The sequence below is a fragment of the Bradyrhizobium lablabi genome (genome assembly GCF_900141755.1).
Classification (GTDB): Bacteria; Pseudomonadota; Alphaproteobacteria; order Rhizobiales; family Xanthobacteraceae; genus Bradyrhizobium; species Bradyrhizobium lablabi_A.
In genome coordinates this window covers 7,638,170-7,658,254 of record NZ_LT670844.1, presented here as the reverse complement: position 1 = coordinate 7,658,254, position 20,085 = coordinate 7,638,170, and the positions used below count along the sequence as shown (strand labels likewise).

Genomic DNA, 20,085 nt, shown 5'->3' with positions numbered 1-20,085 from the left:
CATGGCGCGCAAAGCCTCCCAGGACGGCCCCGCCCTCACCCACATCGACACCAAAGGCGAAGCGCGGATGGTCGATGTGTCCGCCAAACCCGCGACCGAACGCCTCGCAGTCGCCGAAGGCCGCGTCGTCATGAGCAAGGCGACGTTCGAATTGATCGTCTCCGGCGATGCCAAGAAGGGCGACGTGCTCGGCACCGCGCGGCTCGCCGGCATCATGGCGGCGAAGCGGACCTCGGACCTGATACCGCTCTGCCATCCGCTCGCGCTGTCGAAGGTCACGCTGGACATCACGCCCGACAAGAAACTGCCCGGCTGCGTGGTCCGCGCCAGCGTGAAAGTCACCGGCCCGACCGGCGTCGAGATGGAGGCGCTGACCGCGGTCGCGGTCGCGTGCCTCACGATCTATGACATGATCAAGGCGGTCGAGCGCGGCGTCCGCATCGATGGCATCCATCTGGTCGAAAAGAAGGGCGGCAAGTCCGGGCATTACCGCGCCTGAGGAGCCTCCGCTCTCACGGCGGCGTGATCAATCCGAATGGAAGAGTGCACCAGCGCCGGTGTTATTCTGTTCGTGCTCTCAGCGCAGAATCGAACGCGGAGAAAACGCCATGTCGACTCTCACGCCGACCTTCAAACTTATTGGCGCGGTGGCCATCTCGGCGACCACGCTTTCAGCGCCAGTGCTGGCCCAGCAGGCGATGTCCGAGCCCGCTTATTGCGCGTTCTACTACCCTAATGCGAACTGCCAGAACAAGGGCCCTGGCAACCCCTATAGCGATCCGAATTATCGTCGCAACGCCGCGCAAAATAGTCAGGCGTGGTCATCCGGGGAGACCGTCGGCGTTGCCGGCAAACGGTCGAGGACCCATCGCTCGGTTTCCTCCTCGGCACGCCCGCAGTAGCGATCGAGAGCTTGCGAATGCCGGCAAAGGCTGCCGCCTGAGATTTTAGCCGGCAGCGCGCTGGCGCTCGCGATAGGCTCGGGTCTTGATCCGGTTGCCGCACAGCGTCGACATGCACCACCGCCGCGTCGCCGGCTTCGAGCGATCAAAGAACACACGGCGGCATTCTTCGGCCGCGCACATCTTCAGCCGATCCAGGGTTCCCGTGATGGAACCGTCGTAAAGCTCGGCGGATATCGCCGACAGCCCCGCCAGCGCATCGCGGCGCGCAGGCCGTAGCACCATGCCGCCATCGCGCCGCGCTTCCACCGCGAGCGGAAACAGTTTTAGCGCATCGTTCAGCGATCGAATGGCATCCTTGTTCCGGCGCCGTTCAGCGGGATCGCATTGCAGATAGTCGCGCACGCTGCCGCGCAGTTGCAACGCGACGTCGAACATCGCGGGCATAATTTTGGCGCCTGTCCACAATAGCCCCCGCCGCGCCATCCAGGCGCCAAGCTGGCGCGGACCGGCCAGTTCGTCGCCCTGCAGATGCGCCACGCCATGATGCGTGAAATGCCTGACATCGAGCGAATTGGCGAAATCATAGAGATTTGCCAGCTCGTCCGGAACCTTGAATTTTTTCGACTCCTTCGACATCTCAGACACCAGTAAAACACATTTACTGGTTGACAGCAAGAAACACCTGTATAGATTTTATACTGGTGTTGCAAAGAACAGTCGATGGAGGACGTCATGACCAGCGAGGCCGCATCGCGCCATCCGGGCACTTTCTACGGCTGGTTCGTCGTCTTGGCCGCGTTTGCGGTCACTTTTGTGGGCTTCGGCTCTGCCTACACATTCAGTGCCTTTGTCGAACCGCTGCAGCGCGATTTCGGCGCCTCGCGCGGTTCGGTATCGCTGGTGTTCTCGCTCGCCGGTTTCCTCTATTTCGGCCTCGGGGTCGTCAGCGGCCCGCTCGCCGACCGCTTTGGCTCGCGCCGGCTTGCCGTCGCCGGCATGCTCCTGACCGGCCTCGGGCTCGCAGCCGCGAGCGCGGCTCGCAGCCTGCCGGAGGTCTACGCGGCCTACGGACTGGGTGTCGGACTAGGCGTCGGCTGCGCCTATGTGCCCGCGATCGGCGCGGTGCAGCGATGGTTCGTCCGGCGCCGCGGCTTTGCCTCCGGTCTTGCCGTGAGCGGCATCGGCATCGGCACGCTGGTGATGCCGCCGCTGGCTTCCCTCTTGATCGCGACATTGGGGTGGCGCGGCGCTTATCTCGCGCTCGGGGCGCTCGCCGCCGGCGTCGGTGGCGGGCTTGCGCTCCTGATTGAGAACGACCCGCGCCGCCGCGGCCTCGGTCCCGACGGCGATCCACCGCGACCGGGCGCGCAGCCGGCCCTGGTGGAAGGCGCGTCGGTGCGCGCGGCGATCCGCTCACCGCGCTTTATCAGCCTGTATGCCGCCTGCCTGATCTGCGCGTTCGGAGTGTTCGTGCCGTTCGTTCATCTCGTACCCTATGCGCAAGATCACGGCATAGCCCCCGCCTCGGCCGTGTTGCTGCTCGGCGTGATCGGCATAGGCTCTACCGCCGGACGTTTCTTTCTCGGCGGCCTCGCCGACCGGATTGGCCGCCGGCTTTCGCTGTTGTTGATGTTCATCGGCATGGCGTTTGCGCTGGCCATTTGGGTGTTCGCGACCGACCTTACCTCGCTCGCCGCCTTCGCCTTCGTCTACGGAGTGTTCTACGGCGGCTGGGTCGCGGTGCTTCCCAGTGTCGTGATGGACTATTTCGGCGGCCGCAATGTCTCTGGCCTCATCGGAATACTCTACACCAGCGTGGCGTTCGGCACCCTGATCGGCCCGAGCGCCGCAGGCTTCGCCTTTGACCTCAGCCACAGTTACACGCTCCCGATCCTCGTTAGCGCCGCTGCCAACATCGTCGCCGCGGCCATCGTCGCGGCGACATCGAGCGCCGCACCAAGGGACCGGTTAACCCTCCCTTAACCTCGATTCCTAACCTCACTTCCATTCCGGCGCAGTAGTTATCTCTTGGGCTGGGGGAGAGAAACTGCTTCCGGCGTCAATGCCTTGGCAGCAATCAATACCGATGACGGCAACCGGCACCGCCTCCTTCAACATCAAAGCGTCCGTTCGGAGTGGGGCGATCCGCTGGCTCGTCGTTGGCGGCGCATTGCTGATCGCGGCGATCATGATCGGCACGACCATGATGGCCGATAATTTTCGCGAGCGCGCGCTGGCCAGTCACGAGCGCGAGCTGGAAAACACCGTGCTGCTGCTGGCCCGTCATTTCGACCACCAGCTCGCGGACTTCACCGTCATGCAAAGAGACGTCGTCGCGCAAATCGAGCGCACCGGCGTCGCCTCGCCGGACAGCTTCCGCGGACAGATTTCGACGCTGGACTGGCACGAAGCGCTGCGCGCCAAGGTCGGCGCCTATGCCGACGTCGCCGGCGTCAACGTGTTCGATTCGGACGGGCTGCTGATCAACTCGTCGGAAATCTGGCCGGTTCCGGACGTCAATATCGTCGATCGCGCGTTCTTCAAGACTCTCGAGACGGGATCGGCGGCGACGCCCGCCCAGGTCGAACTGGTGCAAGGACGTTTCACCAGGACCTGGGTCACCGTCATTGCTCTCAGGGTGACCGGGCCGAAAGGTCAGTTCCTGGGCGTCGTCACGCGTGCGATCGCGCCGGCGCATTTCGAAAGATTCTTCGCATCCGTAGCGCTCGGGAAAGATGCGTCGATCACCATGCAGCACAGCGACGGCACGTTGCTGGCGCGCTATCCTCATGCCGACGAGATGATCGGCCACAAGCTCAAGACAGCCGACTTGATACAACAGAGATTGCTCAACAAGGACCATGACTCCTTGCGCCTGACCAGTCCGATCGATGGACTGGAGCGGCTGGCGGCGTCTCACACATTGACCAATTTTCCGATTGTGATGATCGCGAGCACCACGGTATCGGCGGCGCTCGCCGATTGGCGCGAGGAAATCAGATTTCTGGTCGCGGTCGCCGGGCTCTCGGTGCTGGTGATCACGGTGATGCTGTTTCTCGTGATCCGCAAATTGTCGCAGCAGCATCGCGCGTCGCAGCAACGGCTGACGCAGGAAAAGCAGCGCCTCGACACCGCCGTCAACAATATGACGCAAGGCCTGTTGCTGTTCGACGCCTCGGAGCGGCTCGTTATCTGCAACAAGCGCTATATCGAGATGTACGGCCTGTCGACCGAGGTCGTGAAACCGGGCTGCAGTTTCCGCGAGATTATCGCCCATCGCAAAGCCACCGGATCGTTCGTCGGTGACGACGACGAATACTACGCCGCCACCTTGCGGGACATCTCGAAGCGAAACGTCAACATCATCCAGCCCCCCGACGGACGTTCGATCCAGATCGTGAACGAACCGCTGGCGGACGGCGGCTGGGTCGCCACCCACGAGGACATCACCGAGCGCCGGCGCGCCGAACAGCAGATCACCCACCTCGCCCATTACGATGCGCTGACCGACCTGCCCAACCGCGCTCTGTTCCACGAGCGGCTGCAGTTCGAGCTGGATCGCATCGCCCCTCGCCAGCAGCTCGCGGTGTTTTATATCGACATCGACGAATTCAAGAGCGTCAACGATTCGCTCGGTCATTTGATCGGCGATGAATTGCTGAAATCGGTGGCCGAGAGCCTCTGCCGCTGCGTCGGAGCCGCCAATTTCGTCGCCCGGCTCGGTGGCGACGAGTTCGCCATCGTCCAGACCGCGGTGAAAACGGAGCGCGATGTCACCGATCTCGTGACCAGGGTCTTCGAGGTGATCCGTAAGCCCTATGACTGCCTCGGTCATCATTTGACGACCGATGCCTCGATCGGCATTGCGCTTGCTCCACAGCACGGCGCGGACCTCGACCAGATTCTGAAAAATGCGGATCTGGCGATGTACGCCGCCAAATCGGCCGGACGGCGGACCTATCGCTTCTTCGCGCCCGAGATGGACGCACAGGTCAAGGCCCGCCGCAAGCTGGAAGTGGATTTGCGCCAGGCGATCGCCGAGGGCGCGCTCGAGGTCCACTACCAGCCCTGCGTCAGCCTCGCCGACAACGGCATCACCGGCTGCGAAGCGCTGGTGCGCTGGCGGCACCCGGAGCGCGGCATGATATCGCCCGCCGAATTCGTGCCGATTGCGGAGGAGACCGGTCTGATCAACGCACTCGGCGAGTGGGTGCTGACCACGGCCTGCGAAGAGGCCGCGAGGTGGCCCGACGACACCAGGCTCGCGGTCAACGTGTCGCCGGTGCAATTTCGCAGCGGCACGCTGGCGCTGAAGATCGTCGCAGCCCTTGCGGCGTCGGGCCTGCCGGCAAACCGGCTCGAGCTCGAGATCACCGAGGCGGTCTTGATCCGCGACGACGAGGCGGCGCTCGCCATCCTGCATCAACTTCGCGCCATCGGAGTGCGGATCGCGCTCGACGATTTCGGCACCGGCTATTCCTCGCTGAGCTATCTGCAGCGCTTTCCGTTCGACAAGATCAAGATCGACCGCTGCTTTGTCAACGATATCGCCGAGCCCGGCGGCTCCTCCGGCATCGTGCGGGCGGTGGTCAACATCGCCGCCGAACGCCACATGACCACGACCGCGGAGGGCGTCGAGACCGAGCAGCAACAGGAACTGCTGCGCGAGCTCGGCTGCTCGGAGATGCAGGGTTACCTGTTCAGCGCGGCAAAACCGGCCATCGAAGTCAGGCAATTGCTGTTCGCGCACCGCGCACCGCGAACGGCCGGCGGCCGTTCCCCTCAATCCCGCGCGAAAGCGACGGCGAACTCCAGCCGCCGCTAAGGCTTAAAGCCTGATCGGTACTGAACCGATCGGGCTTTATTTTTTTGTTTGACGCGTTTTCTTCACGCGAACCGGCATCCACTTCGCTCGAAAACGCTCTAATTCGGCACCGCCGCCTTCGGCGATGGCCGGACATCCGCGTTGACGGTGACGCCGCGCAACAAATTGTAGGCCGCACTCAGCGCCTTGTCGTTCTTCTCATCCGGCGGAACATAGGATTGCGATCCGGTCTGCTCGGCGCCCTCGGCGGACAGATGGCCGCGCATCGAGGCCTCTCCCTTCAGCTCGGGACGGCCCTTCAATTCGTCGGGCACTTCCTGCAGCACCTCGATGTCGGGCTTGACGCCCAGCGCCTGGATCGAATGGCCTGACGGCGTGAAGTAGCGCGCCGTGGTCAGCGCCAATGCGCCATTGCCGGTACCGAGCGGGATGATGGTCTGCACCGAGCCCTTGCCGAACGAGCGGGTGCCGATCAGGGTGGCGCGCTTGTGGTCGTGCAGCGCGCCGGCGACGATCTCGGAAGCCGACGCCGATCCGCCATTGATCAAGACCACCAGCGGCTTGCCCTTGGTGAGATCGCCGCCGCGCGCGGTGAAGCGCTGGGTTTCCTCGGGCGTCCGCCCCCGTGTCGAGACCACCTCGCCGCGCGCCATGAAGGCAGACGATACCGAAACCGCCTGATCGAGCAAGCCGCCGGGATTGTTGCGGAGGTCGACGACATAGCCGGCCAGTTTGTCCTGCGGGATTTCCTTGGCGATGTCGGCGATCGCCTTCTTCAAGCCATCGGTGGTCTGTTCGTTGAACGAGGAGATCCGGATATAGCCGATGTCGCCGCCGTCGGTGTGATAACTGATCGGGCGCACCCGAATGATCTCGCGCACGATGGTGACGTCGATCGGGTTGTCCACGCCCTTGCGTATGATCTTGAGCCGGGTCTTGGTATCGACCGGACCCTTCATCTTGTTCACGGCCTGCTCGAGCGAGAGCCCCTGCACCACGTCATCGTCGATCTGGGTGACCAGATCGCCCGAGAGGATGCCGGCCTTTTTCGCCGGCGTATCGTCCATCGGCGCCACCACCTTGATCAGGCCGTCCTCCATCGTGACCTCGATGCCGAGTCCGCCGAACTCGCCCTGGGTGGTCTCCTGCATGTCGCGCCAGGCCTTGTCGTTCATGTAGCGCGAATGCGGATCGAGGGAGGTGACCATGCCGTCGATCGCGCCTTCGATCAGCTTGTTGTCCTCGGGCTTTTCGACGTAGTCGCTCTTGATCCGCTCGAACACCTCGCCGAACAGATTGAGCTGGGAGTAGGTATCGGCGCCGGCGGCAGCCTTGGCGGCGGCGACCCATTGCGCGCCCTGCGGCCCGGTGACGAGAAGGGTTAGACAGATACCTGACGCCGCACCGAGGAAAAACAGGGCATTCTTGCGCATTGTTGGCGAACCTTCTCGCTTGTTAAGTGTGGCCCGAAAGTGGGCGGTTAAGTCGGCAGCTTGCTGTTTTTGATGTGGTACTCGCTGGAGATACTCACAATAGCTTTCTGTTTTCATTGAGGCCGTCTTGGAGGCCGTCTTGGAGGCCGTTTTGCCAGGTCGACGGCATGGTGCCGAACCCGCGTTTGGCGCGGGTGCCCAGCCAATAGCCGAATTGCGGCGGGACATTGCGGAACGGGCCCTCGACGCCGAGTTTCAGCGCGGCGTCCATCGGCCAGTTCGGATTGTTGAGGATCTCGCGGCCGACCGCGATCAGATCGGCCTGCTTGTCCCGCAAAATCTGCTCGGCCTGATCGCCGTGGATGATGAGGCCGACCGCCATGGTCATGATATCGGCGTGGCGGCGGACATATTCCGAAAGCGGCACCTGGTAATTGTATTTTATCTCCTTGCCCAGGATCGGCGCCGCTTCGGTGATGCCGCCCGACGAGCAATCGATCACGTCGACGCCTTTTGTCTTGAGAATTTTCGCGAGCCGCGCGCTCTGTTCGGGTCCCCACCCCGCATTGTCTTCCACCGACAGCCTTACGAACAGCGGCTTGTTATCGGGCCAATGGGTGCGCACGGCTTCGGCGATCTCAATCACAAAGCGCATCCGGTTCGCTTCGGAGCCGCCATATTCGTCCGCGCGTTGGTTGGAGCGTTCCGACAAAAACTCGTGCACGAGATAACCGTGCGCGCCATGCAGCTCCAGCACTTCAAAACCCGCTTGATGGGCGCGCCGCGCGGCATTGCCCCAGGCTTGCACGAGGTCTTTCACCTCGGAGCGTTCGAGCGCCTTCGGCACCGGCCACTTGTCGCTATGCGCGATCGCGCTCGGCGCGACCGGCGACCAGGCCTCCCAGTCATCGATCTCGCTCGTTCGCGGCAACGGCCCGTCGCCTTCCCACGGCCGCCGCGCCCGCGCCTTGCGGCCGGAATGACCGAGCTGGATTCCCGCGACCGCGTTTTGCTGCTTGATGAATTTTGCGAGACGCGACAGCGGCTCGATAAAAGCGTCGTCCCAGATGCCGAGATCGCCGACCGTGCCGCAGCCGCGCCGCTCGACTTTTGTCGACTCGACCACCACGAGGCCCGCGCCGCCGGCGGCGAATTTTCCCGCGTTCATCAGATGCCAGTCGGTCGGAAATCCCTTCACCGCGGAATATTGATGCATCGGCGGCACCACGATGCGGTTACGCAGCTCGACATCCCGGATGGTCAGCGGTGAAAACAGCAGCATGTCAGACATTACCATTTCCGCTATTTCGTGGTCCGGCGTCCGGTATCAAAATCCCGGCATCGCGGTTCCCGCCGAATAGGCAGAGGATATACGCGGCCCCCGTGGCGGCAAAGCCGGAATCATACGGGTTTCCTGTCCATTTTGTAATCGAGAGGGGGATTCGGAATGCTGGCCCACGGGGATAGGGATCGCCCGGCTTCGCGGTTCTTGGCCGATCGTCATTACTAGCGAAGCAATCCAGCTTCGGTGCCGAGAACAACGAAGCTGGATTGCTTCGTCGCGGAGCCTGTCATCGGGCGCGCGTTCGCGCGACCCGTTGGCTCCTCGCAATGACGGTTGGATACAACTTCGCATTCCCGCGGCGCAATGCGTCCGAGTCTTGAAAGAATTCTCCGCCCCTTAGAGGGCGTGGGGAATGCCGGGTGCCGATGCACCCGCAGCCGCGCGTGTAGTGTAGTAATCACGCGCGTTAGTCACCACAGGTCCACCGGAACAACCCGGCATTCCCGCACGCAATGGTTTTAACGGCTTACTTCGTGCTCTCCCCGGTGACCGGGCTCTTTTGCCACCGTCATCGGCGGAATTACTTCCGCCAACTTGACACCAGCGTCGGGGTGTCAGGACCACACGACTTCGCCGTCCGCCTTCGTGCCGTTCGTCAATGGCACTATCAGCGTCCACCGCATCCCATCCCGCGTTCGTGACGACCGCGAAGCGCCCCTCGAGTGGGACGAGACGGCGATTATTTTAAAAGTGATTTGGGTTGGACGCGAAGCGGAATATTTTTGCAAAGGGGGCTGGACACAAATTTGCTGATTTGCCCGTCGGGCAAACTATTTGGACGACCGCACTCCGCCTGACCCGAGCCATTCGGTAACGCGAGTAGCCATTTCGGTTTGTCTCACCCTCTCCACCAACTCGTCACGCTCTTTGCCGGGCGGCAGCAGGTTAGCCTCTTCTTTCAGCTTCCGGCCATGCTCGGCTATTCGGTCTTCAAATGACTTGGTTCTTGGTCGGGTGCGCTTCATGATGCCGCCCACGGCTTCACAGTCGCTTGCGTGAAATCTTAGGGCCGTGAATCGCATTGCCGCGTTGATCTTCATCAAGCTTTTTTCCACCAACCAGCTAAACAATTGGCGCGTTGGGTTCACCCCGACAAACGGCAACTCGCACGTAAGGGCGGCCAAAGCGTGCCCGATGAAAAACGACCTTTTTCACAGGACCATGAGCTGGCTTCAGAGGCGGGTCGCAAGGGCGCGGGTGGATCGCATCGCGGCGACAAAGCCGGGGTCATGCGGTTTCCTGTCCAATTTGTAATCGCCCGCGTTCGAACCCCTTGCCTGCGCCATCGCGACCGATGACTGCGCTGATGAACTTGCGCGACAAGGAGAAATCAAATGAAACGCACGATCATTGGCACTATCTTGATTCTAACCGGCGCGCTGAACGCGGCGCACGCCGACACCCTGCCGACCCGTTGGCTCGCAATGACGGTTTTCTAGAGCGTGATAACTTTAGGTTGAATCGTCGCCTGCGCAAGTTCGATCACCTCGCCCCGCCTGCGGGGAGAGGCATAGGCCGCCTACGGCGGCCGTCCTTAGATAAGAAGGACGCCGAAGCGAAGCTTCGGCTATGTCGCGCAGCGATCCTGGTGAGGGGGATTCTCCGCGTACGTTGTGCTTCAGCATTCGCGGAAACGGCCCCTCACCCCAACCCTCTCCCCGCAAGAGCGGGGCGAGGGAGAAGTCACCGCTGTGTCTCAACCTAAAGTCATCACGCTCTAGTAGCGATGCGACGCCGTCGCGTATCGCGCTTCCATCGCATCATATGCCGGCTTGCCGACCAGGCGCTGCCGTTCCTCGAATGAGGCGACGGAGGCCTCATCGAGCCGGCCTGCATCACGCAACGCCTTCAGCACGGTCTGCATGCCCTGGACGGCGCCCTGCAGCGCGGCGTTGGCGTAGAGCACGATGCTAAAGCCCATTTCGGCGGCGGCCTTCTGGTCCACGATCGGGGTCTGGCCGCCGAGCACCATATTCAAGAGCTGCGGCACGGCGAGACGCTTCGGCACTTCTTTGAGGTCGGCGATGGATTTGACCGCCTCGACGAAGGTCACGTCCGCGCCGGCTTCGACATAGCGGCTGGCGCGATCGATCGCGGCCTCAAACCCCTCGACCGCGCAGGCGTCGGTCCGCGCGATGATCACGAGACCGTCGCGGCGGGCGTCCACGGCGGCGCGAATCTTGTTCACCATCTCCTCAGCCGGAATCAATTCCTTGCCGCTGAAATGGCCGCAGCGTTTTGGCGCGTGCTGGTCTTCGAGCTGGATCGCGCTGGCGCCGGCCTGCTCCAGGGAGCGGACCGTGTGGGTGACGTTGATGGCGTTGCCGAATCCAGTGTCGGCATCGACGATCAGCGGCAGATCGACCACGCCGCGAATGGCCATGGTGTGCTCGGCGACCATGGTGAGATCCATGAAGCCGAGATCGGGCAGCCCGAGATGCATATTGGTCAGGCCCGCGCCGGTCAGATAGATCGCCTTGAAGCCGAGATCGGCGATGATCCGCGCGGCCAGCGCGTTCGGCGCGCCGGGCACCAGCACGCCTTTTTCCCGTTCCAGCAGCGCACGCAGGTCCGCAATGTGTGTGGACGGCATCGGCCGATCTCCCTTTCGATTTGAAAAGTCATCTTATCCTGGTCGGCAACGATGATATAATTAGGATGGGTCACCAGGATATAACCAGATGCCAGACTTCTCGGCGGCCGAGTTGCGCATGTGGGAGCTTGTCGAGAGATACACGGACCGGGTTGGCTATCGCCGGGGCACCAAGGCTGCGGGGCTTGATGCGCTGCCACCGGTTATCGACTGCTCGGGCTGGGTAGGCGTGCTACTGACGGAGGCCATGCGAGCGCAGAATAGCGCCGCGGGCAAAGATATCTTCGATGCCGCCGATATCGGCGCCTGCGTGGCGTGGTCTGATCGAATCGTGTCGGAAATCGAATCTCGCACGCCAACCCTTCTTACTGGTTGTGAAATCACGGTTGCGACATTGCCAAATTACGCAACCATCGGGCTCAACCTTGGAACCTTTGGTTGGGAGACAAACTTCCCTCGCACGCGAGGTATCAATCATATCGCTCAAGTGGTGCGTCGCCCGGCTGATCGAATGCCGTTCGTCAGCGAAGCGATCGGTCCTGAGGACAAGGGTGGCGTACGTCTGATGCCAATCGATCAGTGGCTTGCCGCCTTCAACAGTTGCATCGCAGGCGGCAACGCATGGGCCGTCGACCCGTTCGCGATGGCCAACCGTGATGGCAGCACGTAGGGCGGATTAGCGTCAGCGTAATCCGCCATCTCGGGCCGGCGTAACGGCGGATTACGCTATCGCTAATCCGCCCTACTTCCAGCCGCCTCAAGCCGCGTTATTCAGCGGTCGTCGGATCGATGGTCGCGCGCACGCGCGCAATGCTGTTCGCTGGGAAACCAGCGGTTTCGGCGTGCTTGCGAATGAGATCCTCGCTGGGTGCCCGATAGACACAGTAGACCTTGTCGTCGGTGACGTAGCTGTGCACCCACTGAATTTCCGGGCCAAGATTTCGAATGACTGTACATGAACCCTGAGACGCCGCTTTGAGATCATTTTGACTGAGTTTCCCGACCCCCGGCATGTTTCTTTCGATGACGAATTGCGGCATGGCCATTCTCCTTCAAGCAGTGGAAGCGACTTTAGGTTTCAGGCGAATAAGATTGTCGCAGGTTTTTTGAAATTGGAAAGCCGAATATAGGAGGCTTGCAGCCCCTCGCCCGGGAGCTCTGAGTCTTTCTAAATTCCCTTCAAAAAACCCTCGAGCGCCGCGTTGGTCTCTCGTGGCGCTTCCTGCTGCACCCAGTGACCGATGCCCGGCAGAATAGCGGAGCCACGAAAGTCGGAGCAGGCCATCCCCGGGTTCGCATACCGATCGGTTCCCGGAACGAAAGCGCGAACCGCGTCACGCTCGCCGCCGATAAAATATGACGGTGGCGTCACGGGCTTTCCGGCGAAGTCCGCCATTTCCTCAAAATCAATGTTCAGCGCCCGATAGCGATTGAGCGGACCGCGAAAGCCACCCGCTCGAAATGCTTCAGCGTAGACCTGCAAATCCTTCTCGCTGAGCCAATCGGGAAACGGTTGAGGATCGATCAATCCATCCAATAGCTTCGCGTCAGTAGGCTTATGTTCGAGCCACTTATTGAGGGGCGCCGCGCCTGAGAGAGCAAAATAAGCCTTTCGCAAGCCGGTGGGGATGTCGGCCTCAAACTCCGCTTCGGCCACCCCCTCTTTCTGGAAATAGAGCTGATAGAAAAAGCGGTCCTTGTACAAGGCCTTGGCCATTTCGATAAACGGCGCGGCTCCCCTCGGAACGTATGGAACACTTAACCCTGCGACTGCTCTCACTTTGCCTGGGTGGAGGAGTGCCGTATTCCACACAATTGGCGCGCCCCAATCGTGGCCGAAGAGGATGGCCGTTCCACCACCGAGTTGATCGATCGCGGCCGCAACATCCGACGCCAGATTGCGAATTGAATATGCCGCGATCTCGCGCGGCTTGGAGCTACCGCCATAGCCGCGCACGTCGAGCGCCGCCACCTGGTATCCAAGCTCTGAAAAATGAGCGATCTGGTGGCGCCACGAATACCAGAGTTCGGGAAAGCCATGAACGCAGAGGATCAAGGGGCCGCGACCTTCGATGGCCACGTTGAGATCGATCGGCCCGTTCTTAACGGTGACAAAATTCATGATGCCCTCGCCGATTGCTGATATTCGTCGTCGTCGAATTGCACGTGACGCTGCTGACTATATCAGAATTACGGTGACAGCATGTGGGCGCTGCAATAGCTCCGGTGCCGTCCCGGGCTTGAGCCGGGACCCCAGCGTGAGCGCAATTGCGCTCATCGCGGCGCCGCGGCTCCTCAATGTAGCGCTGGGGCCAGACGGCTTTCTAACAACTGAAACCGATGGGTCCCGGCTCAAGGCCGGGACGACATGGGTGGTGGGCTCCCGCCCCGCCGATACCTGCCATGGCAAATTTCGGGATGGCGCGGAAGCGCAGGACGCGATAGGCGATGACAAAGGCAAGGCATTCGAAGGGGAGGATTTGATGAACGAAGCGACCCGCATCCCACCGGCGGTCGAGCTCGGCGCCAGCGGCGAAGAGTTCCAGAACCTACACGAATTCGTGCGCAAGGCGCGCGCCAACCTCAACCAGAATTGCTGGGACTATATCGTCGGCGCCGCCGAGACCGAGACCACGATGCGGCGCAACCGCATGGCGCTCGACGAGATCGCGTTCCGGCCGCGGGTCTTGCGCAATGTCACCAAGGTCGATCCGTCGGTCGAATTGTTCGGCCGCAAATTGCGCTTGCCGGTGGTGCTGGCGCCGGTCGGCGCCCTCGAATTATTCGATCCCGGGGCGGCTGCGAGCGTCGCGCGCGGGGTCGGCAGCTTCGGCGCGGCCCATATGCTGAGTTCGGTCTCCGAGCCCGGCCTGGAGAAGACCGCCGAGGCCGCGCCGGATGCTCTGAGAATGTATCAGCTCTATGTCCGCGGCGGCGACGCCTATGTCGAAGATTGCGTCAACCGCGCGACCGCATGCGGCTATTCCGCGTTCTGTCTCACCGTCGATACCGCCCATTACAGCCGGCGTGAGCGCGACATCGCCAAACGCTATGTCCGCGCCAGCCGCGTCCGCGCCACCGGTGGCGATTTTCAAAAGGGACTCGAGTGGCGCACGGTGAAATTGATAAAAGACAAATTCAAGATACCGCTGGTGATCAAGGGCATCGCCACGGCAGAGGATGCCGCGATCGCGCTCGATCACGGCGTCGACTGGATCTACGTCTCCAACCACGGCGGCCGCCAGCTCGATCACGGTCGCGGCGCCATGCAGGTGCTGCCCGAGGTCGTGGCCGCCGTCGCCGGTCGCGCGAAGATCATGGTCGACGGCTCGTTCTGCCGCGGCACCGATATCGTGAAAGCGATCGCCTCCGGCGCCGACCTCGTCGGCATCGGGCGCCTGCAATGCTGGGCGCTCGCGGCCAAGGGCGAAGCCGGGATCGTGCGGATGCTAGAATTGCTCGAGGACGAAGTGATCCGGTGCCTCGGGCTACTCGGCCTCACCTCGTTCGCCGAGCTCGACAAATCCTATCTGCACGCGGCGAGCCCGACCAATTTGCCGAGCGTGTTCAGCGCGTTTCCGTTGCTGGAGATCGAGCCGTATCGGTATTGACGGCCAATACGCTTCCTTTTCTGTATGCGACCGCCAATGACCCACCCCCCACTCTCTCCCGGCTCCGCCGACGCGCTGTTGTTCGATCTCGGCCGCGTCGTGCTCGATATCGATTTCGGCAAGGCGATTAGCTGCTGGGCCGGTCATGCCGGCTGCGAACCTGAGGATATCGTCAAACGCTTCGTTCGGGCCGAGGCCTATCGGCGTCATGAGGTCGGCAAGATCAGCGACGCCGCCTATTTTGAAACCTTGCGCGCAGCACTCGGCATAAAACTGTCGGATGCGGAGTTCCTGGAAGGCTGGAACGCGATCTTTGCCGGCGAAATGCCCGGCATCGCACCGCTTTTGGCGCGCGCGGCAAAACACCTGCCGCTCTACGTGTTCTCCAATACCAACAATGCCCATGTCGAATATTTCTCGGTAAAATACGCCGGCCTGCTCGGCCATTTCCGTAAAATATTCTTGTCATCCACGATCGGGCTTCGGAAACCGGATGCGGCGGCCTATGATCATGTGGTCAACGCGATCGGCGTTCCTGCCTCGCGCATCCTGTTCTTCGATGATCTCGCCGAGAACGTCGAAGGGGCGCGGGCGCGGGGCTTGACGGCGGTTCAGGTGACGTCGTCCGATGACGTCGCCCGGGCGCTGGCCGCGCTTGGGATTTAGGGAGTGATACCGTGGCATTGATGCCGGTCACTGAGGCGCTAGCGGCGGTGCTCGCGGGCGCCGAGCCGCTCCTTGAGGAAATGGTCGCGCTCGACGCGGCCCATCATCGCGTGCTCGCGCGCGACGTCGCGGCGCTGCGCACCCAGCCGCCGCAGGCGATGTCGGCGATGGACGGCTATGCGGTGAGGTCGGCCGATGCGTCTGCGGTCGCCGCGCGGCTCAAGGTCACCGGCGAGGTCGCGGCCGGCCGGCCGTTCGAAAGAACGGTCGGTAAGGGAGAGGCGGTGCGGATTTTCACCGGCGGCGTGATCCCCGACGGCGCCGATGCCGTCGTGATCCAGGAAGATACGGTCGCCGAGGATGGCGGCATCACGATCACGGAAGCCGCGGTCGCTGGACGGCATATCCGCCCCGCCGGCATCGACTTCAAAAAGGGCGATGTGCTGCTGGCCAAGGGGACGCGTCTCGCCGACCGCGATCTCTCGCTCGCCGCCGGCATGAACTACCCGACCCTCGCCGTGCGCCGCCGGCCGAAGGTCGCCCTGCTCGCGACCGGAGATGAACTGGTGATGCCGGGCCAGACCCCCGGCCCGGGCCAGATCGTCTATTCCAACGGCTATGCACTGCGGGCGCTGGCGCGCGCCGAGGGTGCCGAGACCGTCGACCTCGGCATTGCCGCCGATACCGTGGAGGCCACCACGCAAGGCATCCGCCGCGCCCGCGAGGCTGGCGCCGACATTCTCATCACCACCGGCGGCGCGTCGGTCGGCGACCACGACCTCGTCAAGCGGTCGCTGGAGGCCGAAGGCGTCACGATGGCCTTCTGGCGGATCGCGATGCGGCCGGGCAAGCCGATGATGCACGGACGACTCGGCGCGATGCGGGTGATCGGCCTGCCCGGCAATCCCGTCTCGTCCTATGTCTGCGCGTTCCTGTTCCTGGTGCCGCTGATTCGCACATTGTCGGGCCGCGCCGACATCCACCACGCGCGAGAAACCGCGTTGCTCGGACGCGACGTCGTCGCCAACGACCAGCGCGAAGACTATCTGCGCGCACGGCTTGAGGTGCGCGACGACGGCAAACTGATCGCCACGCCGGTCAACCATCAGGATTCTTCGCTGCTTGCGAATCTCGCTGCGGCACGGGCACTTGTGATACGTCCGCCGTTTGCGCCCGCAGCTAAAGCGGGCTCGGCTTGCGACATCCTGCGGCTTCCGGACTGACGTCTCAGGGCCGCGGTTCCGACAAAAGCTGCCTCGTTGACGATTAATTAAGTGGTTGCGGAACACATATGGAACATATAGTGTCCGTTCATGATTTGTTTCGAGTCTTGGTGTCTACAAATGGGAGCTGGCTCCCCTTCGTGTTTCGCCAAGGGTCTTTCCTAGAGACGTCTCGGAATCAATCAACATGATCAAACTGAGGAACGCTCGAGATGCTCACGCGCAAACAATATGAACTCCTGCGATTCATCAGCGAACGCCTGAAGGAATCAGGCGTCCCGCCTTCCTTTGACGAGATGAAGGACGCGCTCGATCTGCGCTCGAAGTCCGGCATCCATCGCCTGATCACCGCGCTGGAAGAACGCGGCTTTATCCGCCGCCTGCCTAACCGCGCCCGCGCCATCGAGGTCATCAAGCTGCCGGAGCTTTCGGCCGCCGGTAACGGCAACAGCCGCCGCGGCTTTACGCCCTCGGTCATCGAAGGCACGCTCGGCAAGGTGCGCTCTTCGAGCGTCGGCGCGGATGATGATGGCAGCCGTCCGGTCGCGGTCCCCGTGATGGGCCGGATCGCCGCCGGTACGCCGATCGAGGCGCTGCAGACCAGAAGCCACACCATCAGCGTGCCGCCGGACATGCTCGGCTCCGGCGAGCATTACGCGCTCGAAGTGCGCGGCGATTCCATGGTCGATGCCGGCATCCTCGACGGCGACATGGCGCTGATCCAGCGCAACGAGACGGCCGAGACCGGTGACATCGTGGTGGCGCTGATCGACGACGAGGAAGCCACCCTAAAACGCTTCCGCCGCCGCGGCGCCTCGATCGCGCTCGAGCCCGCCAACACCTCCTATGAGGTCCGCATCCTGCCGCCCAACCGGGTCAAGATTCAGGGCAAGCTGATCGGGCTTTATCGGAAGTATTGAACTTCCTCTCTCCTCATGGTGAGGAGGCGCCCTTGCGCCGTCTCGAACCATGAGGCCCCAGTGCGGGCCTAATCCTTCGAGACGCGGCCAAGAGGCCGCTCCTCAGGATGAGGAGAAGAGACGTGTCCACCTCACTCCTCCCCCTGCTGATCGGCCTCCGCCGGCGTCGCGTCCACGGCCTTCGGCACAGCCGCGGGACGAACGAGCGCCGCCTCGGTCTCGCTATCGCCTGCGACCGCGGGCGACCACGGCCGGTCATAACCCTTCGGCCTCACCGCCTCGACCGCAAATCCGGCTCCGGTCCGTCGGAGCGCGATGGTGCCTTGTCGCTGCAAGCGATCGCGGTCGATCACGAGGGACGCGCACGCCGGCGGCGTTTGCCGCGCGGCCACCAAGAGCGTAGCGCGGGCGCAGTCGTCGGCGAGCCCCTCGGGCTTGAGCGACAGCGCGACAAAACCGCCATCGGCGAGCTGCGCCACGCAGCCTGAATCATCGCAGGAGACGCCCTCTGCCAGGGAAGCATCGACAGGCTGCCGCTCGTCGGCATCGGCGGCGAGCCATTCCTTCATTAAGAACGTGTCCTTTCCGGTCCGCATCAGATGCAGCCGGCCGTCTTTGCCGCGGACGCCGACATTGTGGCCGTCGCCGGAAATCAGGATATCCGGCTGCGGCACGGCGAGCGCCCACACCGTGGCGAGCACCAGCACGGCCGCACCCGACCAGCGCAGCGGCGTCCGCAACAGCCCGAGCAGGATGATCCCCGCGCTCGCCGCGATCATGGGCCCGGTCCCGAACGCCGCCATGCGGCCGATCGCGCCCGGCAGGCGAGCGACCCACTCCGTCACCACGATCATCCAGTCGATGCCGACGCCCATCAGCCACCAGAACACACCGTCGAGGCCGAACGGCATCGCGAGCAGGCCAAGCATGCCCGCCGGCATCACCACGGCTGAAACTACCGGCATCGCCGCGAGATTGGCGAGCACGCCATAGGGCGTGACGCGGTGGAAATGAAAGGCGGCATAGGGCGTGGTCGCAAACCCCGCCACCAGCGAGGCCAGCGCCAGCGTCATGATCTCGCGGCCGCCCCATAGCGCCACTTTTGCCGTCGCCGAATTGTCGGGCGAGGCAAACAAACGCGGCATGCCGATTTGCACCAGCGCCACGAGGCCGAGCGTTGCCGCAAAAGACATCTGAAAGCTCGGATGCACCAGCGCCTCCGGCGCAAGCGCCAGCACGATCATCGCGGCGACCGCGAGCGTGCGGAATGTCACCGCGCGGCGGTCGACCATGACCGCGATGAGCACCACCGCCGTCATGAAGAACGAGCGTTGCGTGGCGACCTCAGCACCCGACAGCAACAGATAAAACGCCGCCGCGGCGAGTGCTGCGGCGGCGGCCCATTTCTTGATCGGAAAGCCCGTGGTCAAAGCCGGGATCAGCGCCAGCAGCGCACGGATCGCGAAGAACACCACGCCCGCGACCACCGCCATGTGATAGCCGGAGATCGAGAGGACGTGACCAAGTCCTGAGATGAACATCGCATCATTGACCGGCGTGGTGATGGCGTCGCGGCGGCCGGTCAGAAGCGCGGTCGCAATGGCGCGCTTGTCGCCATCGAGCGTGGTCCGGATCCGCGCATCGATCGCATCGCGCAAGCCCTGCATGAACGCGGCATAGCGCAGCGCCAGCCCGCCGCTCACGGGCGGCTCAACGGTCTTGATCGCACCCGTGACAAAACCGGACGCGCCGATGCCTTGAAAGTACATGTCGCGGCCGAAATCGTAGCTGCCCGGCCGTAATGGGGAGAGCGGCGGCTGCAGCCGCGCCTTCAACTCCACAAAACTGCCGACCTCGGGCGCGGTGCCCTTGCGCACCGAGAGGCGAACCCGCTCGAGCTTCATCTGCGAACGCTGACTTTCCATCTGCGTGACGCGCAACACAAAACGGTCGGTGCGCTCGCGGATGTCGCGGGTCTCGACAAAACCCGACAGCGACACGCCAAACATCGGCCGCGCCAGCACGCCATGGGCGATGCGCGCGGTTTTCCACGTCGCCGCCGCAAAGCCCGCTGACATCGCGGCGATCATCACGGCAGCGGCAAACAGCTTCTTCCGCCGCGCGAGGTACGCGGCGAGGCAAAGCCCGATTGCGGCAGCGGCGGTGACCCAGGCCACCGGCTCATGATCGGCGGTGAAATAGAACGCGATTCCCGTGCCGAAAGCGATGGGAACCCAGGGCAACAGCCGGCCGGCCCCCGCCTCGGCCGCGATCCATTCGCGCAGGCGCGCGGCAAACGACGGCCAGATGGCAAAACCCGAAGGCGCGATGCCGGCCGCGGGCGCGATTCCGCGCGGCGGCCAGGTTCCTGCAACCCCGCGCGTCCTGGCCCCGCCCCGCTCTGCCATCCGGCTACACCCTGCAACTGACCCGGGAGCACGATGCTACCGCACGGCATCAAGCGCCCGATAGCGGAACGGATGCAGAAACCAGGGGAAAGCCGCGTCCGGGGCCTTGTGCCCTTGATGCCGGTTGCGAGACAATCACAACGGGTGGAATTTGCC

Annotated in this window: 18 protein-coding genes; 10 read left to right on the top strand and 8 right to left on the bottom strand. The window is 63.1% G+C overall.

Annotation, left to right across the window (positions count from 1 at the left end):
• Position 1: 1 nt before the first annotated feature.
• Both moaC and B5526_RS35895 read left to right on the top strand, forming a co-directional pair.
• Positions 2-499, top strand: coding sequence for a cyclic pyranopterin monophosphate synthase MoaC (gene moaC, locus B5526_RS35900; RefSeq protein ID WP_079544349.1), 498 nt, complete (start codon positions 2-4; stop codon positions 497-499).
• A gap of 109 nt (positions 500-608) precedes the next feature.
• Positions 609-902 carry a hypothetical protein gene (locus B5526_RS35895; RefSeq protein WP_079544348.1) on the top strand — a complete coding sequence of 98 codons (294 nt, stop codon included), beginning with the start codon at positions 609-611 and terminating at the stop codon, positions 900-902.
• 45 nt (positions 903-947) lie between these two features.
• Here the strand turns inward: B5526_RS35895 and B5526_RS35890 are convergent, their stop codons facing one another.
• Positions 948-1,541, bottom strand: coding sequence for a CGNR zinc finger domain-containing protein (locus B5526_RS35890; protein ID WP_079544347.1), 594 nt, complete (start codon positions 1,539-1,541; stop codon positions 948-950).
• 96 nt (positions 1,542-1,637) lie between these two features.
• Here B5526_RS35890 and B5526_RS35885 point away from each other — a divergent pair, with 96 nt between their 5' ends.
• Complete coding sequence (locus B5526_RS35885) at positions 1,638-2,888, top strand: MFS transporter (protein WP_079545938.1); 1,251 nt, start codon at positions 1,638-1,640, stop codon at positions 2,886-2,888.
• Positions 2,889-2,991: 103 nt separating this feature from the next.
• On the top strand, positions 2,992-5,730 hold the full coding sequence (locus B5526_RS35880; protein ID WP_079544346.1) for a bifunctional diguanylate cyclase/phosphodiesterase: 2,739 nt from the start codon (positions 2,992-2,994) through the stop codon (positions 5,728-5,730).
• 98 nt (positions 5,731-5,828) lie between these two features.
• On the opposite strand, the gene B5526_RS35875 is transcribed toward B5526_RS35880, so the two are convergent.
• The 3 genes from B5526_RS35875 to B5526_RS35865 all read right to left on the bottom strand — a co-directional run bounded on the left by B5526_RS35875 (position 5,829) and on the right by B5526_RS35865 (position 9,551).
• Positions 5,829-7,163, bottom strand: a complete 1,335-nt coding sequence (locus B5526_RS35875; protein WP_079544345.1) for a S41 family peptidase — start codon at positions 7,161-7,163, stop codon at positions 5,829-5,831.
• Positions 7,164-7,257: 94 nt separating this feature from the next.
• Complete coding sequence (locus B5526_RS35870) at positions 7,258-8,454, bottom strand: NADH:flavin oxidoreductase/NADH oxidase (RefSeq protein WP_079545936.1); 1,197 nt, start codon at positions 8,452-8,454, stop codon at positions 7,258-7,260.
• An 824-nt stretch (positions 8,455-9,278) separates the two neighbouring features.
• A complete protein-coding gene (locus tag B5526_RS35865) occupies positions 9,279-9,551 on the bottom strand; it encodes a hypothetical protein (RefSeq protein ID WP_154071624.1) in 273 nt (90 codons plus the stop codon).
• 84 nt (positions 9,552-9,635) lie between these two features.
• Between B5526_RS35865 and B5526_RS35860 the strand changes: the two genes are divergently transcribed.
• A complete protein-coding gene (locus tag B5526_RS35860; protein WP_244562147.1) occupies positions 9,636-9,806 on the top strand; it encodes a general stress protein in 171 nt (56 codons plus the stop codon).
• Between the two features lie 419 nt (positions 9,807-10,225).
• On the opposite strand, the gene B5526_RS35855 is transcribed toward B5526_RS35860, so the two are convergent.
• Entirely contained in the window at positions 10,226-11,101 is an 876-nt protein-coding gene (locus B5526_RS35855; RefSeq protein ID WP_079544342.1) for an isocitrate lyase/PEP mutase family protein, read from the bottom strand.
• Between the two features lie 88 nt (positions 11,102-11,189).
• Between B5526_RS35855 and B5526_RS35850 the strand changes: the two genes are divergently transcribed.
• A complete protein-coding gene (locus B5526_RS35850; RefSeq protein ID WP_079544341.1) occupies positions 11,190-11,771 on the top strand; it encodes a hypothetical protein in 582 nt (193 codons plus the stop codon).
• Positions 11,772-11,868: 97 nt separating this feature from the next.
• On the opposite strand, the gene B5526_RS35845 is transcribed toward B5526_RS35850, so the two are convergent.
• Positions 11,869-12,141 carry a DUF4242 domain-containing protein gene (locus B5526_RS35845; protein ID WP_079545933.1) on the bottom strand — a complete coding sequence of 91 codons (273 nt, stop codon included), beginning with the start codon at positions 12,139-12,141 and terminating at the stop codon, positions 11,869-11,871.
• Between the two features lie 128 nt (positions 12,142-12,269).
• Entirely contained in the window at positions 12,270-13,223 is a 954-nt protein-coding gene (locus B5526_RS35840) for an alpha/beta fold hydrolase (RefSeq protein WP_079544340.1), read from the bottom strand.
• 361 nt (positions 13,224-13,584) lie between these two features.
• On the opposite strand from B5526_RS35840, the gene B5526_RS35835 reads away from it, so the two are divergent.
• The 4 genes from B5526_RS35835 (at position 13,585) to lexA (ending at position 17,521) form a co-directional block, all read left to right on the top strand.
• Positions 13,585-14,712: an alpha-hydroxy acid oxidase gene (locus B5526_RS35835; protein ID WP_079545931.1), complete on the top strand. Its 1,128-nt coding sequence runs from the start codon at positions 13,585-13,587 to the stop codon at positions 14,710-14,712.
• A gap of 36 nt (positions 14,713-14,748) precedes the next feature.
• A complete protein-coding gene (locus B5526_RS35830) occupies positions 14,749-15,378 on the top strand; it encodes an HAD family hydrolase (protein ID WP_079544339.1) in 630 nt (209 codons plus the stop codon).
• Between the two features lie 11 nt (positions 15,379-15,389).
• Positions 15,390-16,601, top strand: a complete 1,212-nt coding sequence (locus B5526_RS35825; RefSeq protein ID WP_079544338.1) for a molybdopterin molybdotransferase MoeA — start codon at positions 15,390-15,392, stop codon at positions 16,599-16,601.
• 212 nt (positions 16,602-16,813) lie between these two features.
• Positions 16,814-17,521, top strand: coding sequence for a transcriptional repressor LexA (lexA, locus tag B5526_RS35820; protein WP_079544337.1), 708 nt, complete (start codon positions 16,814-16,816; stop codon positions 17,519-17,521).
• Positions 17,522-17,652: 131 nt separating this feature from the next.
• Here lexA and B5526_RS35815 read toward each other — a convergent pair whose 3' ends face one another.
• Positions 17,653-19,929 (bottom strand): ComEC/Rec2 family competence protein, encoded by a 2,277-nt coding sequence (locus B5526_RS35815; protein ID WP_079544336.1) that lies wholly within the window; start codon positions 19,927-19,929, stop codon positions 17,653-17,655.
• Positions 19,930-20,085: the final 156 nt, after the last annotated feature.